Genomic DNA, 17,444 nt, shown 5'->3' with positions numbered 1-17,444 from the left:
TTAAATGAGTAAAAAACGATTGCCCTTCGGAAAAGGCAACCGTTCTTAGGTATTTATTTTACAATTAAATTGTTCATATTCGCAAATGATTGAATCACTTCGGCTAGTTTGACCATTTGTGCCAAACGATTTCGCTTCAGTTTTTCATCATCCGCATGAACCATTGTGTGATCGAAATAATGAACGATTGGTGTTTTTAACGTATCCAGCGCCTCAAGTGCCAAGCTGTATTGTCCTGCTGCTACATGTTCCTTGACAGCTTTCTCTACTTGCTGATACGCCTCAAACAGCTTTTGCTCATGTTCATTTTCAAACAGTTCAGGCTGAATCTCTGCGTCTTCGCCTTTTTTACTGATTGAAATGACACGTCCCAATGCTTCAGCCGTTTCTTTGAAGCTTTCTTGTTTTACACTCTCTTCAAGAACAGCTGCTTTTTTGACGACTGCATATGGCTCAATATTTTCAACATCCAGCACTGCATCAACAACATCATGGCGGATATGCTCTGCTTGAAGAACATATTTTAAACGATGCGTTAAAAATTCAATTAGAGCAGCTTCATGTTCTGTCTTTACTTGAGCAAGTGCTAACAGCTCTTTAAATGAAATATTCCAATGACGGTCGAGCAGGATTTGAACGATACCACTCGCTTGTCTTCTAAGTCCATAAGGATCTTGAGAACCTGTAGGGATCACATCGATTGAGAAGAATGAACAAATAGAGTCGAGCTTATCTGCTACGGCCACAATCGCACCAATCAAAGTAGACGGCGCCTCATCACCAGCAAAGCGCGGCATATAATGCTCGTTAATGCTTCTTGCCACTTCTTCATGTTCACCAAGAGCTCTTGCATATTTCTCACCCATGATTCCTTGTAATTCAGGGAATTCATAGACCATTTGAGTCACAAGGTCAAACTTCGAAATACTTGCTGCTCTAGCCACGCGTTTTGTTGTTTCGTCATCTGCTCCGACATGCGCCGCTAGACGGGTTGCAATGTCTGTCACTCTCTTCAGCTTGTCGCCGATTGTTCCAAGTTTCTCATGGAATACCACTTTATCAAGCTTTTTAATATTGTCTTCAATCACTAGTTTTTCGTCTTCTTTATAGAAGAATGCAGCATCTGATAAACGTGCGCGAAGTACTTTTTCGTTCCCTCTTGCGACATTTTCCAGCGCCTCACTGTTTCCATTTCTGACTGTAATAAAATGCGGCAATAATTCTCCTTGCTCATTTTTCACAGGGAAGTAGCGTTGATGCTCTTTCATTGTTGTCACCAATACTTCTTCCGGCAATGCAAGAAACTCCTCTTCAAAGGAACCAGACAGCACAGTTGGATATTCTACAAGATCGTTCACTTCTTCTAGAAGTTCAGGATCAACAGGAATGACCCAGCCTTTTTCTGAAGATAGCGCATTTAGCTGTTCAGTAATTAATTGTTTTCTTTTATCTGAGTCTGCAATCACAAATTGATCGCGCAAAGTTTGTTCATAAGAAGCAGGTGAGTCAATGCTGGCTGTCGTACCAAGGAAACGATGTCCTCTTGTTTCACGGCCGCTTTTCACCCCGGCAATTTCAACAGGTACAATCTCTTGTCCAAATAAACAAACAATCCATTTAATCGGACGGATATAGCGTAAATCTTCGCTTCCCCATCTCATGTTCTTTGGAAAGCTTAATGAAGCAGCGATCTCACCTAACGCTGGGAGAAGGTCTTTGACTTGCTTCCCTTCTTGAAACTTTTGGACATGGACATAATCCACTCCTTTGATCTCTTTGAAATAGAGATCATCTGTTGAAGCACCTTGGCCCCGGGCGAAGCCTTCAGCAGCTTTTGTCCAATTGCCTTCAGCATCTTGGGCAATCTTTTTAGCTGGACCTTTTGCTTCTTCTTTGATGTCTTCTTGTTTTTCTGCAACACCTTTCACAAGTACAGCAAGACGTCTTGGTGAGTTGAATAAAGCAGTCTCTTCGAATGAAATATTTTGCGTTTCAAACCATGCTTTTACTTTCTCACCTAGCTGTTTTGTGCTTTCTGGCATGAAACGAGCCGGCATCTCTTCTAAGCCGATTTCAAGTAATACATCTTGTTTATTCATGAGAAGCCGCCTCCTCTTTTAGCATAGGGAATCCCAATTTTTCGCGTTCTTCATAATAGGTTTTGGCTACTTTTCTTGCTAACTGACGCACTCTTCCGATATAACCAGTCCGCTCAGTCACAGAAATAGCGCCCTTTGCATCGAGCAGGTTAAACGTATGAGAGCATTTGAGGACATAATCGTATGCCGGGTGAACAAGTCCTTTGTCCATTTGACTGTGTGCTTCTTTCTCATAGGTTGTAAATAGCTCGAACAGCATGTCAGTATTAGATGTTTCAAATGTATAAACAGAGTGCTCATATTCAGCCATTAAGAATAAATCTCTGACCGTAAATCCGTCTGTCCATTCAAGATCGAAGACATTTTCTTTGTCCTGGATGTAAGAAGCAAGACGTTCAATACCGTATGTGATTTCAACAGAAACAGGCTTACATTCTAATCCGCCGACTTGTTGGAAATACGTGAATTGCGTAATTTCCATCCCATCAAGCCATACTTCCCAGCCAAGTCCTGCACAGCCAAGAGATGGATTTTCCCAGTTATCTTCCACAAAACGAATATCATGTTTCAGCGGGTCAATGCCAAGTGCTTTCAATGATTCAAGATATAGTTCTTGAATATTGTCAGGTGATGGCTTAATGATCACTTGAAATTGATGATGCTGATACAATCTATTTGGGTTTTCTCCATATCTGCCATCAGCCGGGCGTCTTGAAGGCTCTACATATGCTACCTTCCACGGCTCTGGGCCGATGCTTCTGAGGAACGTGTATGGACTCATCGTTCCGGCACCTTTTTCTGTGTCATACGCCTGCATTAATACGCAGCCTTCATTTGACCAATGCTTTTGCAGCGTCAAAATCATGTCTTGAATATTCAATGATCGCACCTCCATCTTTTCTACACCAACCGCTATGTATGGCGGGTGGGATTAGAACCTTGTAAAAGAACACAAAAACTCCCGTCTCTATGCTCGCAAGGTTCTTTGCAAACATAGGGACGAGAGTTTTTCCCGCGGTTCCACCCTATTTGCTGGTGTCGTAGCATCCAGCCGCTTTGTTTTACGTTGCTCAAGAATGCCTTTCGTTACGCCTCCATCCTTAGCTCACACCGCCCTAAGGTCGCTTTTATGGATTTTACGTAAGTACTTCTTTCTATCAATGCAACATATTTTATCTTAGATGATCTTACAAAAAGTCATGGGAGATGTCAACTTTTGTTTTCGTCACCCATTAGCTTTTTCATGGATTCCATCTGATTCATGAATTTTTTTGATTTTAAATAGAGGCCGGAATATTCGTCATAGTAGTGATCAAGCACTTGACGAATTTCTTGTTTCGTCTGAGGCTTCACATCAACCTGACCAAGCCTTGATAAATCAAAATAATGAAACAAACGGAGCAGCCTTGCAGCTGCGGGGGATAAGGGCAGTCTATATGGATCTTTCGAAAAACAATTTTGGCAAATGAAGCCGTTATCTCTTATCGAGAAATGGAACTGCCCTTCTTTTTGACCACAGTGAACACATTGATCAAGTTCAGGTTTCATCCCCATCACTGATAACATTTTAACCTCTACGATAAATAAAATAATATCAGCATCTGTGCCTTCGTTGAGATGACGCAGAGATTGAAGCAGAAGCTCAAACAAATAAGGGTTTGGCTTTTTTTCTTCTGTCCCTTTATCAATCAATTCCGTCATATATGCGGCATATGCGGTCAGAAATAAGTCTTCCCGAATGGCCCGCATACTTTCAATCATTTCGCCTTGCTGGAGCGTTCCAAGTCCTGTTGATGATTGGATAAGAAAGGTGCCGTATAAAAACGGCTGGCTTATGGCTGACAGGCGGCTGTTTGATTTTTTTGCGCCTCTTGCCATTACGCCAATTTTTCCATGTTCTCTAGTGAGCAGCGTGACAATTTTGTTTGTTTCGCCATAATCTGTTGTTCTAAGGACGATTCCTTCACTTTTAATGAGCATTTGTCTACACTCCGAGCGCTGGAGGGGGTCAAGAATTATAAGATTGGAAAATCAAATCGTGCTATTTCTTCTTCAAGTACATCGGGTCTTTCCAGGTTCTCCTTTTCTAACTCTTTGAAAAGCAGATACGTGTCAACGCTTCCTGTTTGTGAAAATACGTTCCATGTAAAATTCAACATAAAAACCCCACCTTTCTTTATTAGAAGCAGCAACGCTACATCCAACATATTAATTTTATCTTGACCAGGCTACCTCCATTTCATGATAAACAATTTTTACTAATCGAACCGCACCATTGTCAGATTTGCTGACAAATGCAGCGATTTTTTAATATTCGTCTTCTCTAAATCCGAAGTCACGAAGGTGAGTGGATTTATTACGCCAGTCCTTCTGAACTTTGACCCAAAGCTCTAAATACACTTTTGAGCCTAGAAGTGCTTCAATATCTCTGCGCGCTTTTTGTCCCACTTCTTTTAACAAGCTGCCTCGTTTACCAATGACGATCCCTTTTTGCGAATCACGTTCTACGACAATGGTTGCCGCGACATGGATCTTGCCATTTTCATCTGGCTTAATCGATTCAATCGCAACCGCAATACTGTGCGGAATCTCTTCTCTCGTTAAATGCAGCACTTTTTCACGAATTAATTCAGAAATAATAAACCGTTCTGGATGATCTGTTACTTGATCTGCCGGATAAAATTGAGGGCCCTCTGGAAGATAACCTTCAATCTGCTGAAGAAGCGTGTCGATATTGTTTCCTTCAAGAGCTGAAATTGGCACAATTTCCTTGAATGGATAACGTGTACGGTATTCATCAATTAAAAGAAACAGTTCATCTGGATGAATTTGGTCAATTTTATTCACGACAAGGAACACCGGTGTAGATGTTTGCTTTAGTCGTTCAATGATGAATTCATCACCTTTGCCATAGCCTTCCTGTGCGTTGATCATAAATAAGATCAGGTCGACTTCCTTCAGTGTATTTTGAGCCACCCTCATCATAAAATCACCAAGCTTATGCTTAGGTTTATGAATCCCCGGTGTATCGATAAAGATCGTTTGTGATGTGTTCGTTGTCAGGACACCTTGCACTTTGTTTCGCGTCGTTTGGGGCTTATCGCTCATGATGGCGATCTTTTGTCCAATAACACGATTAAGAAAGGTTGATTTCCCTACATTTGGTCTTCCAATAATTGATACAAATCCTGATTTGAAGCTTTCGTTAGTCATTTAAATCCTCCGGTGAAAATGCTCCTGGCAATAGTTCGTTTACTGTTGTTTCGTATATATGTCCTTTTAAGTTCGTTAGAATCACTGGCATATCAGGTGCACATAGCTCTGAAATGACCTGTCTGCATGCGCCGCACGGCGAAACAGGCCGGTCTGTATCAGCCACCACTGCTAACATTTGAAAAGATGTAATGCCTTCTGAATAGGCTTTAAAAAGTGCTGTTCTTTCCGCACAATTACACATACCATATGCTGCATTTTCAATGTTGCAGCCACCATACACTTTTCCATCATTCGACAGTAATGCTGCACCGACTTTGAATTTAGAATAGGGTACATATGCAAAATCTCTTGCTTTGATTGCTTCTGAAATCAACTCTTGTTTGTTCATTCCTAGTTCCCACTTTCAGAAGAAATGGTACCACTGTCACATTTATATTTTACATAATTCACGTGACATTTTCACGCCCATTTCTAAAAATGTTAATAAATAGTAATATTGTTCTATTGCATGATCTTCGGTAAGAAGATGATCAATCCAATCATAACCGAAATCGCGGCGTAAACGCAAACAGCGCCTGCCGCAGCGTCCTTCGCTCTCTCTGCAAGCGGGTGCCTTTCTTCTGTCATCAGATCCACTGTATGTTCAATGGCTGTATTGACAAGTTCAAGCGCAAACATCCCCCCGCATAGAAGAAGAACGATCAGCCATTCAAATGGTTCAATGCGGAACCAAAAGCCGCAGATCACCACGATGATGGCTGCGACTGTGTGAAATCGAAAATTCCGTTCATTTAAGAAAGTTCGCCATATTCCTCTAAATGCATAGTAAAAACTCCGAAAAAAACGGGCGAGCGGCCTTCTTTTCTTACGATGATCTCGAAAGGCCATAATCATCCAAGATTTTTGTCTGTTTGGCGAACATTTCTTTTTCATCTTCCTCTGTCATATGATCAAACCCGAGCAAATGGAGGAAGCCATGAATCGTTAAGAATCCAAGCTCTCTCATAAAGGAATGTCCATATTCCTCCGCCTGCTCTTTCGTTCGATCCACACTAATGATAATGTCACCAAGTACAGGCGGGATATCATCCGCTCCAATGATTTCAATCTCCCCTTCTCCTTCTTCTTCAAGTGCAAAGGAGATCACATCCGTTGGTGCGTCTTTTCCGCGGTATTCTTTATTGATTTGATGAATTTCTTCATTCGAAACGATCGTCACTGATACTTCCGCTTGATCCTTGACCTCAAGTTCGTCTGCAGCAAACTGAAGAAGCTTTTCCACTTCTTCAAGCTGCTCTTTTGATACTTGTCCTGTTTCATCTATTAAATCGATTAACAATGTCATTTACTTCACCTTCTGCTTCGGGGCATCTGGATATTCAATCCGAGAATGGAAAATCCCCTTTAATGTTGTACAAATCGTTTGGCTAATAATATTTAATTCTTTAAATGTCAGGTCACATTCACTAAATTGCCCGTCCTGCATTTTATCTGAAATAATGCCTTTGACAAGCTTTTCAATCCGCTCTGGATTTGGATTATGCATGGAACGAACCGCCGCTTCAACGCTATCAGCCACAGAAATAATCGCTGCTTCTTTTGATTGCGGCTTTGGACCAGGATAACGGAATTCTTCTTCTGTCACCTGATCATCACGCTCTTTTGCCTTATAGTAAAAGAACTTTAAAAGAGACTTTCCGTGATGCTGTTCTGCAATGTCGACAAGCTCTTCAGGAAACTTCTTTTCTCTCAGCATATCAGCGCCATCTGTCGTATGGGCAATAATAATATTTTTACTCAGCTGAGGAGAAAGCTTGTCATGCGGATTATCAATGTTCATTTGGTTTTCGATAAAGTATTGCGGTCTTTTCGTTTTTCCAATGTCATGATAATAAGCGCCGACCCTTGCTAAAAGACCGTTTGCACCGACTGCTTCACATGCAGCATCCGCTAAATTCGCCACCATGACACTATGATGATATGTACCTGGTGTCTCGGTTAAAATCTTTTTGAGGAGCGGATGATTTGGGTTAGATAATTCAATCAGCTTCATTGTGGAAAGAATGCCAAACATGCTCTCAAAAACAGGCATTAACCCAATGACCAAGATAGATGATGCAAACCCTGACACTATCGCCATTATGAGGTTCACACCGATTTCAAGCCTGATGGTGAAGAGTTTTGGATCAGTGTAATGGATAAAACCACAAGTACATTCACCAAGGCCACCAAAAGCCCAGCCTGCAATATTTTTGATCTTGCATTATGTTTTCTTAAAAATAAAATACCCGCCATCCCGCTCATCAGATAATAGGCGCAGATCACATAGTTAAAGACGCCGGTTACTCCTTGATTAAACATCATACTGCCGCAAAGAGCAAATACAAGACCGGAGAAGATTGCTAACCGCTCATTAATGAGCAGTTTGATCAGCATCGTGCCAAGTGCCACTGGCACAACATAGCCTATCGTTGTATATTTCGTTTCCTGGAAGAGACTGAACACTTCCATGATCATTAAAATAATCGTAAAAATAAGCGAATAGAGCAGTAATGACTTATTCTTATGGACAAGCGACTTTTTTCTCGATTCAAGGGAATGAATAATCGCTGCTAAGAACAGGCCAATTAATATGAAAAGACCACTTACAGGCTTAAATAAATTTGAGCTGTTTAATAGACCCGTGAGTTCTAATTTGCGATAAACTTCCCGGTCGATGAGCTCTCCTTCTTCAACTAAGATTTGCCCTTGCTTAATTTGCACTGGCTGAATATTGTCAGCCGCTTCCTGTCTTTTCTTCTCTGTTGCCACTGGGTCAAATACATAGTTTGGGATGATCGCAAATTCACCGATTTCTTTCGCTGCATTTAAGTATTTTGATGGAATCGAATTATTTTCAAGCTCTGTTTTGACTTGTTTTTTCTCATCTTGTAGTTTCGCTGCTGTGATTTCTTTACTCATCAGTGAATTCACCACTGTGATGATGGAATCTTTAGTAAATGAGAGATTCTCATCACTTGCCTGAAGCAGTGCTTTGATGGATTGATCCGAAACAGCTTCCTGCATATCTGTTGTGAGCTTTTCTTTGACACGCTTGACCATTTCTTGATCTGATGGCGCTTTCTCTTTATCATCAGCTGCTTTCTTCTCTTCTTTAATGGCTTCAAAGAGGGATGAGATGAGGTCTACACGATTATCAGAATACGCTTTTTTGAGCGTATATTGATCTTCCACTTGATCTGTTGCTTCTTGTTTCTTTTCTTCTGTCGCTTCTTGATCATCAACGGTTGACGGAGAATAGATGGTCTGTTCGCTCACAGAAAATAAATCTAAGTCGAGCGATTCAGGCTTTACATGGAAGAAGAGGACCACGAATAAAATAGCTGCTAAAGCAGCGTACAGCAAAACATTTAAATAACGTGAGCGCTCCATTTTCTGAGGTTCTTTTTTAGACAGCAGTCTTTTGCGCTTACTGCCTTTTTGATTCTTTCTCAAGGAAAGTACCTCCTTTTTTACTTTAAACCACGATCGAAACAAAATGACCCGATGAAGACGATCGGGTCACTCAGTTCATTTTTGCTTTTCGTATGCGCCAATGATCTTCGCCACAAGCGGGTGTCTGACCACATCTGTCTGGTCTAATTCAATAAATGAGATGCCCTTGATCTCTGCAAGCATGTCCTTTGCAGCCGCAAGACCTGATTGCATGCCCTTTGGCAGATCAATCTGTGTAATATCTCCTGTAATGACCATTTTAGAACCAAACCCAAGTCTCGTCAAAAACATTTTCATTTGGGCAGGTGTTGTATTCTGCGCTTCATCTAAAATAACAAATGCATCATCAAGCGTCCGGCCTCTCATATAGGCAAGGGGCGCTATTTCAATCACGCCGCGCTCGATTAAACGTTCCGTATGATCACTGCCAAGCACATCATGCAAGGCATCATATAGTGGTCTTAAATAAGGATCTACCTTTTCCTTTAGATCGCCTGGTAAAAAGCCAAGACTCTCTCCTGCTTCAACAGCTGGTCTTGTCAGGATAATCCGTTTCACATGTCCATTTTTTAATGAATGTACCGCATTGACGACTGCCAAATACGTCTTCCCTGTACCAGCTGGTCCAATTCCAAAGACCAGGTCATCTTTTTTCATCGCCGCAGCATATTCCCGCTGGCCGATTGTTTTCACCCTGATCGACTTTCCTTTGGCATTTTTCGTAATTTCATCTTCATACATATTCTCAAAATAATTCAGCTTGTTTTTTTGCGCCATTTTAATGGCATAGACGACATCCCGTTCAGATATCTCGATTCCTTTACGGATGAGATGTAAAAGAGATGTGATCAAACGGCTTACTGTATCTCTCGATGCTTCCTCACCAGAAACATACACTTTTTCTCCACGCGTAATAACGGAGACGTTCAGCTCGTTTTCCATTAGTTTCAGATAAGCATCTTGATTGCCAAATAAAGCAATCGCTTCGTTTGGACTATCCAATTTTTGTTGAATCTCAAGTAAATGTTCTGTCATTCTCTAGTCTCCCTGAACAATAGGTGTTGGTTGAACAATATCTTCTATTACTTGGTAAAGGATGATTAACTTAACTTTACCATTCCCTGTTGTCTCGTGCAAAACTTTTTCACTTTTCACCTCTCCTGTTTGACCTAGCTTCTCTTCTAATTCTTTTTTACCCATTTTAATCCCTGCTTGAACCGCTTCTTTATTTGTGTATTCTCGATTTATTTTCTCACTTTCACGTGTGATTTCCTTTTCATAAGAGAATGGGAGCTGCATGTTTAAGAAATGAAGCGGATGAACTTCTGTTTCTGTTTTTGGCTGCTTGAAATCATCCTTTTTAAAAGAAAAGCCCCAAAATGGCAGTGAGCCTCCAAATGCGGAGAGCTTGTGCTTTGTCTTCATTTTACCCGTAAAGACGTCAAAAGATGTTCGAAGAGGGACAGAAACTTCAGAACGATACCACGTTTCACCATAGATTTTCGCTTTGGCTCCTACCGTTTTCTGCTGATCTTCGCTGCCAATGAGTCCAGAGACAAGCATCTGTCCTTTCTTTACATGTTCATCAACCGCGGCGAGCGGCTCCCCTTTTTCTACATACATTCTCGTGATGACAGCCTTTTTCTTGGCGACGATATGCTGAGGACTCGTGTATTTTTCTTTTTCGGGTTCATTTTTTTCCACAACTTTCATTTGAAAGGTTGTGCCGTTTAGTTCAACGCCGACCCATGTGATGCTTTGAATATTGGTTGTCAGGGATTTTTGAATTTTTTCAGGTGTTCCCATTAGAAACTGAAAACGTCCTTTTTGCACCCCAATGTCGTCTAAATGCTTTCTCATTTGATGTTCAGTTTCTGGATTGGCTCCTTTAATATCAATTTTCCATACCATGTTTGAAAGAGCCAATATCGTCACTAGAAAGCATACAATCCCAAGGGTAAATCCGATATTCTTCCTTGACCAAAGAAGTAGAAACGGAAAGCCCTTCTTTTGATGAAATGAACATGTCACGTCATGATGTCTGCGTACCTTTCTGAAGGCATGTACATCTGATAGGCGAATAAATAAGCGCACGCTGTCTTGACGGCGGCTCACTTGAAACATTGTGATCCCCTGCCTCGTGCACTCATTGATGAGCCGCTCAATGCCATTTCCTTTGATCTCCACTTCCACTCTGCCAATAAAATAGCCGAACCATTTATTCTTCACGCTTCTCCCCTCCGTCAGTTAAGAATCAATATAACGGACCTCATCGATTTTCCCTTCCAATAAAATCTCTTCTGGCAAAATCGTTTTAATCACAAAATCTTTCCCTGAAATAATGCATTGTCCCTGTTTGAGCATCAGCCTTACCTCTTGATCACTGAAAAGCAAAAGCCCTTTATGGTTCTCTATGTAAATGTGGAGTCTGCCAACCATCGTAATACGGGGAAGATCCATCATCACGTCTGGAGGGATTTCAAGTGTTCTTGTCAGCCATGCTTTAAGTCGATTTTTTCTTTTTCCCATTCAATAAGAACCCCTTCCCACCTCATGTGTATGAGATCAAACTGAAAGATGGTGAGACTGATGAGAAAGCCTCTATATCATCCTATTCCTCAGGGGTTCATATCATGCTAATGAATCCCGTAAAAGAGCCAGTGGACGATCAGTATTTAAGAAGTGCTCTTAATGATGAAGAAGTACGAATAATGAAAAATAAAAAAGCCTCATGAAGAGACTTTATAAATGCAGTTAAGAGTGCTACTCAACTACTGTATAATCATCTGTTTTGAGAAAATCATACTTAATACTGTGAACCTTATAAATATCTGTTTTGACAATATCTATACACTCTTGACTAAATAAAATTACGTTTAATCCATCACTTAAAGAACTATTAAAAATCATACCCTCATAACCAACGGATTTTATAACTTCAGTAATAAATTGAGTTGGTATATACTCCAAATATGATTCATTTGGAGAGATTGGTTTAGACATTTCATCACTAAGATTGTCAAAGAAAGCAATTTCACTCATAACAGTTTCAGATTGCTCAGAATTTATAACCTTAAACAAACTCATTTGAGAAGAATAAGAGAAATCCATACATAAAATATTATCCATTAATTCAAAATCACCAATTGTCACTTCTGCCCCACACCACGGTCTCACTTCTGCTATAGCTGTCTCTTTTTTATTTGCTAAATAAAGGTAGCGTATACCATCAGGATTTGCTCTGCCCATCCTCACCATATCTAGAGGCGGCATCCCCATATCAGATAAGTTAGCATCAAATGGAATCGAGACATTTTTATCGCCACTGCCTATTCTAGCCCGATAAAAAATCTCACCTTTTTCTAAAATTTTTGAGTTCCTACTTTTTTCCTTAAATAAGGTCTCAATTTCTAGTGGCAGTCTATTGATAAATCGATGCTCATGTTTAATGTTTTCTCTAAATTCATGCCATTTTATAATCAAATGTTCAAAATCAATCTTAATGACATAATACTCTTTCACATCCATGTCATAATTAGCGCACAATCTTTTAATAAGGTCATTATCGAAATTGTATTCAAATAGTCCCCAATCAATACTTAATATGTAAAAAAGATCTTTACTTCTTCTATTAGGATGAATCCCATAAATATTTTTTAAAAATTTAAATAATTTAGAGAATATTTCATTATCTAAATAAATGCACTTTGTATCTTTCATCTGGCAAAAATCACAATTGCTTAAGAATCCATTAGAAGTTATATAATTTTTAAATTGCTTGTCAACAAAGCAATTAGAACAACACTTATCCATAATTCCGCCCTTTCTTATATCATTAAAAAACGGTATGAATATATCATACCGTTTTTCTTTATCGTTTCATCGTTCTGTGCGGCTTTTTCGCGCGCGGCTCTCCAAATACTTCTCCAAGGATCATTCCTTGAACAATTGTATCTTGGTTCAGATTCTCAATGATTTTTGGCCTCACTTCAGCAGATGCAGCCTTTGGCCTTGTCAGCTCTCTTTCAAGCGATTGGAACTCTTTGTTCAGCTCGTTTTTTCTTTCTTCCATTTCGGCAAGTGTAGCTGTATAACGATCTTGTAAGGACTGAGATGTTTTTTTCTTCATCCCGCCATGATCATGTACATCACCGAAATCGTCCAGCTGATCCGTCACGACTGGATCTGGACTTGTTTGCTTTGTTTGTTTCTGGGGCACCGGCTTACGCTGAGGAGCGGGCTTCTTTTGCTGATTCTGCTCTTCGTTTTCCTCTTGTTTGCCGATCTTCCCAAAGACGGCAGAGATGATACCGATGATAATCGCAATTAGTAGCGGATTTTCAAATAGAATGTCCAATGGGCTCCCTCCTTAAAGCGTGAGAGGATGCTTATTTGTTTTCATTATCAGATGGACCTTTTGTCATTTTACCAAATGAATCTCTCATATCCGTATCAGCATCGATATTTTTAATGTTCATGTAGTCCATGACACCAATATTGCCTTCACGTAATGCTTCAGCCATTGCAAGTGGTACTTCAGCCTCTGCTTCTACAACTTTCGCGCGCATTTCTTCAACTTTCGCACGCATCTCTTGCTCTTGTGCAACAGCCATTGCGCGGCGTTCTTCTGCTTTCGCCTGTGCAATATTTTTGTCTGCTTCTGCTTGGTCTGTTTGCAGAATCGCCCCGATGTTTTTACCGATATCCACATCTGCGATATCAATCGAGAGAATTTCAAATGCAGTACCTGAATCTAATCCTTTACCAAGAACCGTTTGAGAAATCATATCAGGATTCTCAAGAACCTTTTTATGATTATCTGATGAACCGATTGTCGAGACAATCCCTTCACCTACACGGGCAATAATTGTTTCTTCCCCTGCACCACCGACAAGTCGGTCGATGTTTGCACGAACTGTAATACGTGCTTTTGCTTTGACTTCAATCCCGTCCATCGCAACACCAGAGATAAATGGTGTTTCAATGACTTTAGGGTTTACACTCATTTGAACTGCTTCTAGTACATCACGGCCTGCTAGGTCGATGGCTGCACAGCGGGCAAAGTTCAATTCGATATTCGCACGTTGAGCTGCAATTAATGCGTTCACAACTCGGTCCACGTTACCACCTGCAAGATAGTGGCTCTCCAGTTGGTTAATCGTCACATCAAGACCTGCTTTATGTGCTTTGATGAGCGGGTTGACCACTCGGTTTGGAATGACTCGGCGCAGTCTCATTCCTACAAGTGTAAAAATGCTCACTTTTACGCCAGCCGCTAGGGCAGAAATCCACAGCATCACCGGTACAAAGGTGAAAAAGATCGAAAGAACAATCAAACCTGCTGCGATAATCACAAATAATAGTAAAGTAGATGGATCCATTTTATTCCTCCTCTAAAATCAGTATATCTATACTTTCCTCACGACAATGCGTGAGCCTTCCGCTTTCACAATTTTTACTTGCTCATCCTTATCGATAAATGCACCTTCTGACACAACATCAATGCGCTCATCTCCGAATACGATCGTACCAGATGGACGAAGTGCAGTTGCTGTCACTGCGATTTGTCCAACAAGATCTTCTCTTGTTTCATTTGAGACATAACCGCTTTCCTTATTGGTTGAATCGGTTAAAATGAACTTTTTAAAGAATTTCATACGTTTCCCCAACACCTTTGTCAATAAAATAACTGCTATGATTGAAACAGCAGTGGCAATCAAGATGGAAATCGCCATTTCTGTAAAGCTTCCAGCTGCTAAAAATAAGCTGACAACGACACAGATCAGTCCAATGACACCTACGATTCCCCCTGGCAAAAACAATTCCAGAATGATGAGTGCAATCCCTGCCAAAAACAGGAACAACGTCTCATATCCTGCAAAACCTGCCACGAGATGACCATAAAAGAATAGAAGAAGCGCTGTCACTCCCATGGTGCCCGGGACTCCAAAGCCAGGAGAATAGAGCTCAACAATTAACCCTAAACTTGCAATGGATAAAAGGATCGGAATGACAATTGGGTGCGTAAGAAAACGCGCAACCTTTTCAGCAAAGCTCACTTCATCGTATTGAACAGAAGCGTCTGTTAATTTCAGCTTCTGAAGCAAGTCATCCATATTTTTTGCTTCACCTTCTGCATACCCGAATTGAAGCGCCCGGTCTGTGTTAAAGGTGAGCAATTCCCCTTTTGGTGCACCGGCTTCTTTTGCGTCTATATCTACATCCGCCATGGCAAGAGCATACTTTGGATCACGCCCCTGCTTTTCGGCAGCATCACTCATTTCAGCAAGCCATAGAGATTCAGATTTTTGATCGGCAGCATTACCTTCTCCATCAATGATCGCAGCAGCCCCCATCTTTCCATTCGGGGTCATATAAATTTGATCGGCATTTAGCGCGATGAAGGCCCCGGCTGAAAGCGCTCTATGATTGACAAACGCTGTCACTGGGATATCGGAAGCACGAATGGTATCTGCGATCTCAAGCGCTGCATCGACTGCACCACCCGGTGTATTGATGTCGAGAATAATATGCTTCGCCCGCTCCGCCTTTGCCTGCTCAAACGATCGTTCAATGAATTTAGAAAGTCCTTTTTCTACTGTATCTTCAATTGGGATAACATGAACTTTCTGATCTGCTGATTTCGCGGTCAATTGAACCCCTAATAACAAGCATATTATAAAACAACTGAAGAGAGCAATAGAAATTTTTATTTTTTTCATCTATTTGGTGATCCCTCCTCTCTTTCTTCCATTTTACTGTTCCTTTACATACGTTACAAATGTATCATAGGTTTCATTTTTATATGACAGAATCATGAAGGCATAAAAAAAGTACCCTTCTAACAATAGAAGGATACTTTTTTATTGAGACAGCTGCTCGCTGACAAGTCTGTTAATGACAGCTCCATCAGCTTTACCTTTTACTTTTGGCATAATAGCGCTCATGACTTTACCCATGTCAGCCTTTGAGGAAGCACCTGTTTCAGCAATCGTTTCTTTCACGATCGTTTGCAGTTCTTCTTCAGAAAGCTGTTCAGGTAAATAAACGTCTAAAATGTCAATCTCTTTTTGAACTTTATCTACTAAATCTAAGCGATTAGCTTTCGAAAATTCATGGAGGGAGTCTTTACGTTGCTTAATCTCGCGGGAAAGGACGGTTAGTTCCTCATCGCCGGTCAAACTGTCTTTCTTAAGCTTAATTGCTTCATTTTGCAGCGAAGCCTTTACCATACGAATGACAACAAGCTTGTCTTTCTCACGGTTTTTCATCATAAGCTTCATATCAGAATTTAATTGCTCAAGAAGACTCATAAAATCCACCCTCTTTAGAATTTACGTTTTCTAGCAGCTTCAGACTTTTTCTTGCGCTTTACGCTAGGCTTTTCATAAAATTCACGCTTTCTTGCTTCTTGCAATGTTCCAGTTTTGGATACACTGCGTTTAAAGCGACGAAGAGCATCTTCAAGCGATTCGTTTTTTCTAACGACCGTTTTTGACATTCTCTTTCCCTCCCTCCGAATACACCAATCGACTGCATTAAAAAAAGATATACATGCAAAACATGTACCTAGACATTATAATATAAGCCTTGTGTGAGGTCAACTAAGTGATTTGGAAATATATTTTCGTCATGAGCAGGTAGACAAGTCCATATATTCATTGGTAAGAGGAGGACTTTTCTATGATGGCGATCATTTATTTTTGTGCACTTATTTTCATTTTTTTATGGTCAATGGGTTTGCTGAGAAAAGGATTAATGGCGCTTGCGTCGTCTCGTATTGAGAAATCACTTCTTCTCTTTACAGATCACCCGGTCAAAGCATTCTTGGTCAGCATTGTGTTTACAGGGGTTCTACAAAGCAGTTCGGCATTTATGGTCATCGTCATCGGCTTTGTCAGTACAGGCATTCTCTCTTTTAAAAAATCAATCCCTATGATTCTTGGAACCAATATTGGCTCCACGTTTACGACAGAATTTATCGCTATTAAAATGGACGTGTTCATGTGGGTTTTGATCATAGCCGGTCTTGTATGCATCCTTTTTGGCAGGACATCTTTTAGACATGCAGGAAAAAGTTTATTTGGGCTCGGGATGATCTTTTTTTGCATACAAGGCTTTTCGAAAATTGCAGGGATGATGACAAGCCAGCCTGAGACATTGCGTTTTCTTGAAATGATGCAGCATTCAGACTGGACAGCGCTGCTTTCGGGTACCATTTTCACAGCGATTGTTCATTCGAGCTCCGTCTGTATCGGCATTTTAATGGGATTTATGAACGAAGGAACTGTGGCACTTCAGGAAGGCATCAGCTTTGTGTTAGGTTCCAATATTGGGACATGTATTACGGCTGTGATGGCTGCGATATCTGGCGGCTACGCAGCGCGTCAAACGGCTTATGCACACGTCGTGTTTAATGTACTGGGGGTTCTTTTATGCCTCCCGTTTCTCGCCCTGATCACAGAGGTTGTCGCCCTTCTCGCAAGCTCACCCGCCCAGCAGATTGCGCATTTCAGTCTGCTGTTTAATGTGGCAAGCTCTCTCCTCTTCTTCCCGTTCATACGCCCTTTTCACGCATTAATCTTGTGTCTCATGCCGAATCAGTCAAAATAAAAGAAACCGGCTTGCCTTTTT

Annotated in this window: 18 protein-coding genes, 1 pseudogene and 1 other annotated feature; of the genes and pseudogenes, 1 reads left to right on the top strand and 18 read right to left on the bottom strand. The window is 40.8% G+C overall.

The annotated features are described in order from the left end of the window. Nucleotides 1-53: 53 nt before the first annotated feature. From glyS to rpsU, 18 genes and pseudogenes are all read right to left on the bottom strand, one after another. The gene (glyS, locus tag AOQ70_RS01510) at nucleotides 54-2,099 is read right to left on the bottom strand and encodes a glycine--tRNA ligase subunit beta (protein WP_059374611.1); all 2,046 of its coding nucleotides are present in this window, start codon (nucleotides 2,097-2,099) and stop codon (nucleotides 54-56) included. Then, entirely contained in the window at nucleotides 2,092-2,979 is an 888-nt protein-coding gene (glyQ, locus tag AOQ70_RS01505) for a glycine--tRNA ligase subunit alpha (protein ID WP_012010611.1), read from the bottom strand. The genes glyS and glyQ overlap by 8 nt, the downstream gene beginning before the upstream one ends. 112 nt (nucleotides 2,980-3,091) lie before the next feature. Beyond that, nucleotides 3,092-3,269 (bottom strand) — a binding site (T-box leader). Between the two features lie 39 nt (nucleotides 3,270-3,308). Continuing rightward, the gene (gene recO, locus AOQ70_RS01500) at nucleotides 3,309-4,079 is read right to left on the bottom strand and encodes a DNA repair protein RecO (protein WP_059374606.1); all 771 of its coding nucleotides are present in this window, start codon (nucleotides 4,077-4,079) and stop codon (nucleotides 3,309-3,311) included. A gap of 35 nt (nucleotides 4,080-4,114) precedes the next feature. Beyond that, on the bottom strand, nucleotides 4,115-4,258 hold the full coding sequence (locus AOQ70_RS19030) for a YqzL family protein (RefSeq protein WP_003217288.1): 144 nt from the start codon (nucleotides 4,256-4,258) through the stop codon (nucleotides 4,115-4,117). 148 nt (nucleotides 4,259-4,406) lie between these two features. Further along, entirely contained in the window at nucleotides 4,407-5,312 is a 906-nt protein-coding gene (gene era, locus AOQ70_RS01495; RefSeq protein WP_007501305.1) for a GTPase Era, read from the bottom strand. Beyond that, on the bottom strand, nucleotides 5,305-5,703 hold the full coding sequence (locus AOQ70_RS01490) for a cytidine deaminase (protein ID WP_008356263.1): 399 nt from the start codon (nucleotides 5,701-5,703) through the stop codon (nucleotides 5,305-5,307). The genes era and AOQ70_RS01490 overlap by 8 nt, the downstream gene beginning before the upstream one ends. A gap of 113 nt (nucleotides 5,704-5,816) precedes the next feature. Further along, the gene (locus AOQ70_RS01485) at nucleotides 5,817-6,203 is read right to left on the bottom strand and encodes a diacylglycerol kinase family protein (RefSeq protein ID WP_048238914.1); all 387 of its coding nucleotides are present in this window, start codon (nucleotides 6,201-6,203) and stop codon (nucleotides 5,817-5,819) included. Next, the gene (gene ybeY / locus AOQ70_RS01480; RefSeq protein ID WP_059374604.1) at nucleotides 6,181-6,660 is read right to left on the bottom strand and encodes an rRNA maturation RNase YbeY; all 480 of its coding nucleotides are present in this window, start codon (nucleotides 6,658-6,660) and stop codon (nucleotides 6,181-6,183) included. The genes AOQ70_RS01485 and ybeY overlap by 23 nt, the downstream gene beginning before the upstream one ends. Then, nucleotides 6,661-8,771, bottom strand: a pseudogene (locus tag AOQ70_RS01475) (HD family phosphohydrolase). A gap of 114 nt (nucleotides 8,772-8,885) precedes the next feature. Further along, entirely contained in the window at nucleotides 8,886-9,845 is a 960-nt protein-coding gene (locus tag AOQ70_RS01470; protein WP_059374602.1) for a PhoH family protein, read from the bottom strand. 3 nt (nucleotides 9,846-9,848) lie between these two features. Beyond that, complete coding sequence (gene yqfD / locus AOQ70_RS01465; RefSeq protein WP_058839064.1) at nucleotides 9,849-11,039, bottom strand: sporulation protein YqfD; 1,191 nt, start codon at nucleotides 11,037-11,039, stop codon at nucleotides 9,849-9,851. 18 nt (nucleotides 11,040-11,057) lie between these two features. Further along, nucleotides 11,058-11,339, bottom strand: coding sequence for a sporulation protein YqfC (yqfC, locus tag AOQ70_RS01460; RefSeq protein WP_012010618.1), 282 nt, complete (start codon nucleotides 11,337-11,339; stop codon nucleotides 11,058-11,060). 234 nt (nucleotides 11,340-11,573) lie between these two features. After that, complete coding sequence (locus AOQ70_RS01455) at nucleotides 11,574-12,623, bottom strand: RES family NAD+ phosphorylase (protein WP_059374600.1); 1,050 nt, start codon at nucleotides 12,621-12,623, stop codon at nucleotides 11,574-11,576. Nucleotides 12,624-12,681: 58 nt separating this feature from the next. Next, on the bottom strand, nucleotides 12,682-13,167 hold the full coding sequence (locus AOQ70_RS01450) for a hypothetical protein (RefSeq protein WP_059374598.1): 486 nt from the start codon (nucleotides 13,165-13,167) through the stop codon (nucleotides 12,682-12,684). Nucleotides 13,168-13,198: 31 nt separating this feature from the next. Then, the gene (gene floA, locus AOQ70_RS01445; protein ID WP_024423026.1) at nucleotides 13,199-14,191 is read right to left on the bottom strand and encodes a flotillin-like protein FloA; all 993 of its coding nucleotides are present in this window, start codon (nucleotides 14,189-14,191) and stop codon (nucleotides 13,199-13,201) included. 27 nt (nucleotides 14,192-14,218) lie between these two features. Then, the gene (locus AOQ70_RS01440; RefSeq protein WP_058839062.1) at nucleotides 14,219-15,532 is read right to left on the bottom strand and encodes an NfeD family protein; all 1,314 of its coding nucleotides are present in this window, start codon (nucleotides 15,530-15,532) and stop codon (nucleotides 14,219-14,221) included. 141 nt (nucleotides 15,533-15,673) lie between these two features. Further along, entirely contained in the window at nucleotides 15,674-16,123 is a 450-nt protein-coding gene (locus tag AOQ70_RS01435) for a GatB/YqeY domain-containing protein (protein WP_041086254.1), read from the bottom strand. A gap of 14 nt (nucleotides 16,124-16,137) precedes the next feature. Continuing rightward, nucleotides 16,138-16,311, bottom strand: coding sequence for a 30S ribosomal protein S21 (gene rpsU / locus AOQ70_RS01430; RefSeq protein WP_003152957.1), 174 nt, complete (start codon nucleotides 16,309-16,311; stop codon nucleotides 16,138-16,140). Nucleotides 16,312-16,493: 182 nt separating this feature from the next. Between rpsU and AOQ70_RS01425 the strand changes: the two genes are divergently transcribed. Beyond that, nucleotides 16,494-17,423 (top strand): Na/Pi symporter, encoded by a 930-nt coding sequence (locus tag AOQ70_RS01425; RefSeq protein ID WP_041106927.1) that lies wholly within the window; start codon nucleotides 16,494-16,496, stop codon nucleotides 17,421-17,423. The last annotated feature ends 21 nt before the right edge of the window (nucleotides 17,424-17,444 follow it).

It is taken from the genome of Bacillus sp. AM 13(2015), from assembly GCF_001518755.1.
Classification (GTDB): domain Bacteria; phylum Bacillota; class Bacilli; order Bacillales; family Bacillaceae; genus Bacillus; species Bacillus safensis.
This window is presented reverse-complemented; position numbering and strand designations above follow the sequence as displayed.

Bases quoted from the DNA above. Each gene is read 5' to 3' on its own strand.
- AOQ70_RS01470 (WP_059374602.1), bottom strand. From the start codon at position 9,845: ATGACAGAACATTTACTTGAGATTCAACAAAAATTGGATAGTCCAAAC.
- glyS (WP_059374611.1), bottom strand. From the start codon at position 2,099: ATGAATAAACAAGATGTATTACTTGAAATCGGCTTAGAAGAGATGCCG.
- yqfC (WP_012010618.1), bottom strand. From the start codon at position 11,339: ATGGGAAAAAGAAAAAATCGACTTAAAGCATGGCTGACAAGAACACTT.
- recO (WP_059374606.1), bottom strand. From the start codon at position 4,079: ATGCTCATTAAAAGTGAAGGAATCGTCCTTAGAACAACAGATTATGGC.
- AOQ70_RS01435 (WP_041086254.1), bottom strand. From the start codon at position 16,123: ATGAGTCTTCTTGAGCAATTAAATTCTGATATGAAGCTTATGATGAAA.
- AOQ70_RS01455 (WP_059374600.1), bottom strand. From the start codon at position 12,623: ATGGATAAGTGTTGTTCTAATTGCTTTGTTGACAAGCAATTTAAAAAT.
- floA (WP_024423026.1), bottom strand. From the start codon at position 14,191: ATGGATCCATCTACTTTACTATTATTTGTGATTATCGCAGCAGGTTTG.
- ybeY (WP_059374604.1), bottom strand. From the start codon at position 6,660: ATGACATTGTTAATCGATTTAATAGATGAAACAGGACAAGTATCAAAA.
- era (WP_007501305.1), bottom strand. From the start codon at position 5,312: ATGACTAACGAAAGCTTCAAATCAGGATTTGTATCAATTATTGGAAGA.
- AOQ70_RS19030 (WP_003217288.1), bottom strand. From the start codon at position 4,258: ATGTTGAATTTTACATGGAACGTATTTTCACAAACAGGAAGCGTTGAC.
- rpsU (WP_003152957.1), bottom strand. From the start codon at position 16,311: ATGTCAAAAACGGTCGTTAGAAAAAACGAATCGCTTGAAGATGCTCTT.
- AOQ70_RS01485 (WP_048238914.1), bottom strand. From the start codon at position 6,203: ATGGCCTTTCGAGATCATCGTAAGAAAAGAAGGCCGCTCGCCCGTTTT.
- AOQ70_RS01425 (WP_041106927.1), top strand. From the start codon at position 16,494: ATGATGGCGATCATTTATTTTTGTGCACTTATTTTCATTTTTTTATGG.
- AOQ70_RS01490 (WP_008356263.1), bottom strand. From the start codon at position 5,703: ATGAACAAACAAGAGTTGATTTCAGAAGCAATCAAAGCAAGAGATTTT.
- AOQ70_RS01440 (WP_058839062.1), bottom strand. From the start codon at position 15,532: ATGAAAAAAATAAAAATTTCTATTGCTCTCTTCAGTTGTTTTATAATA.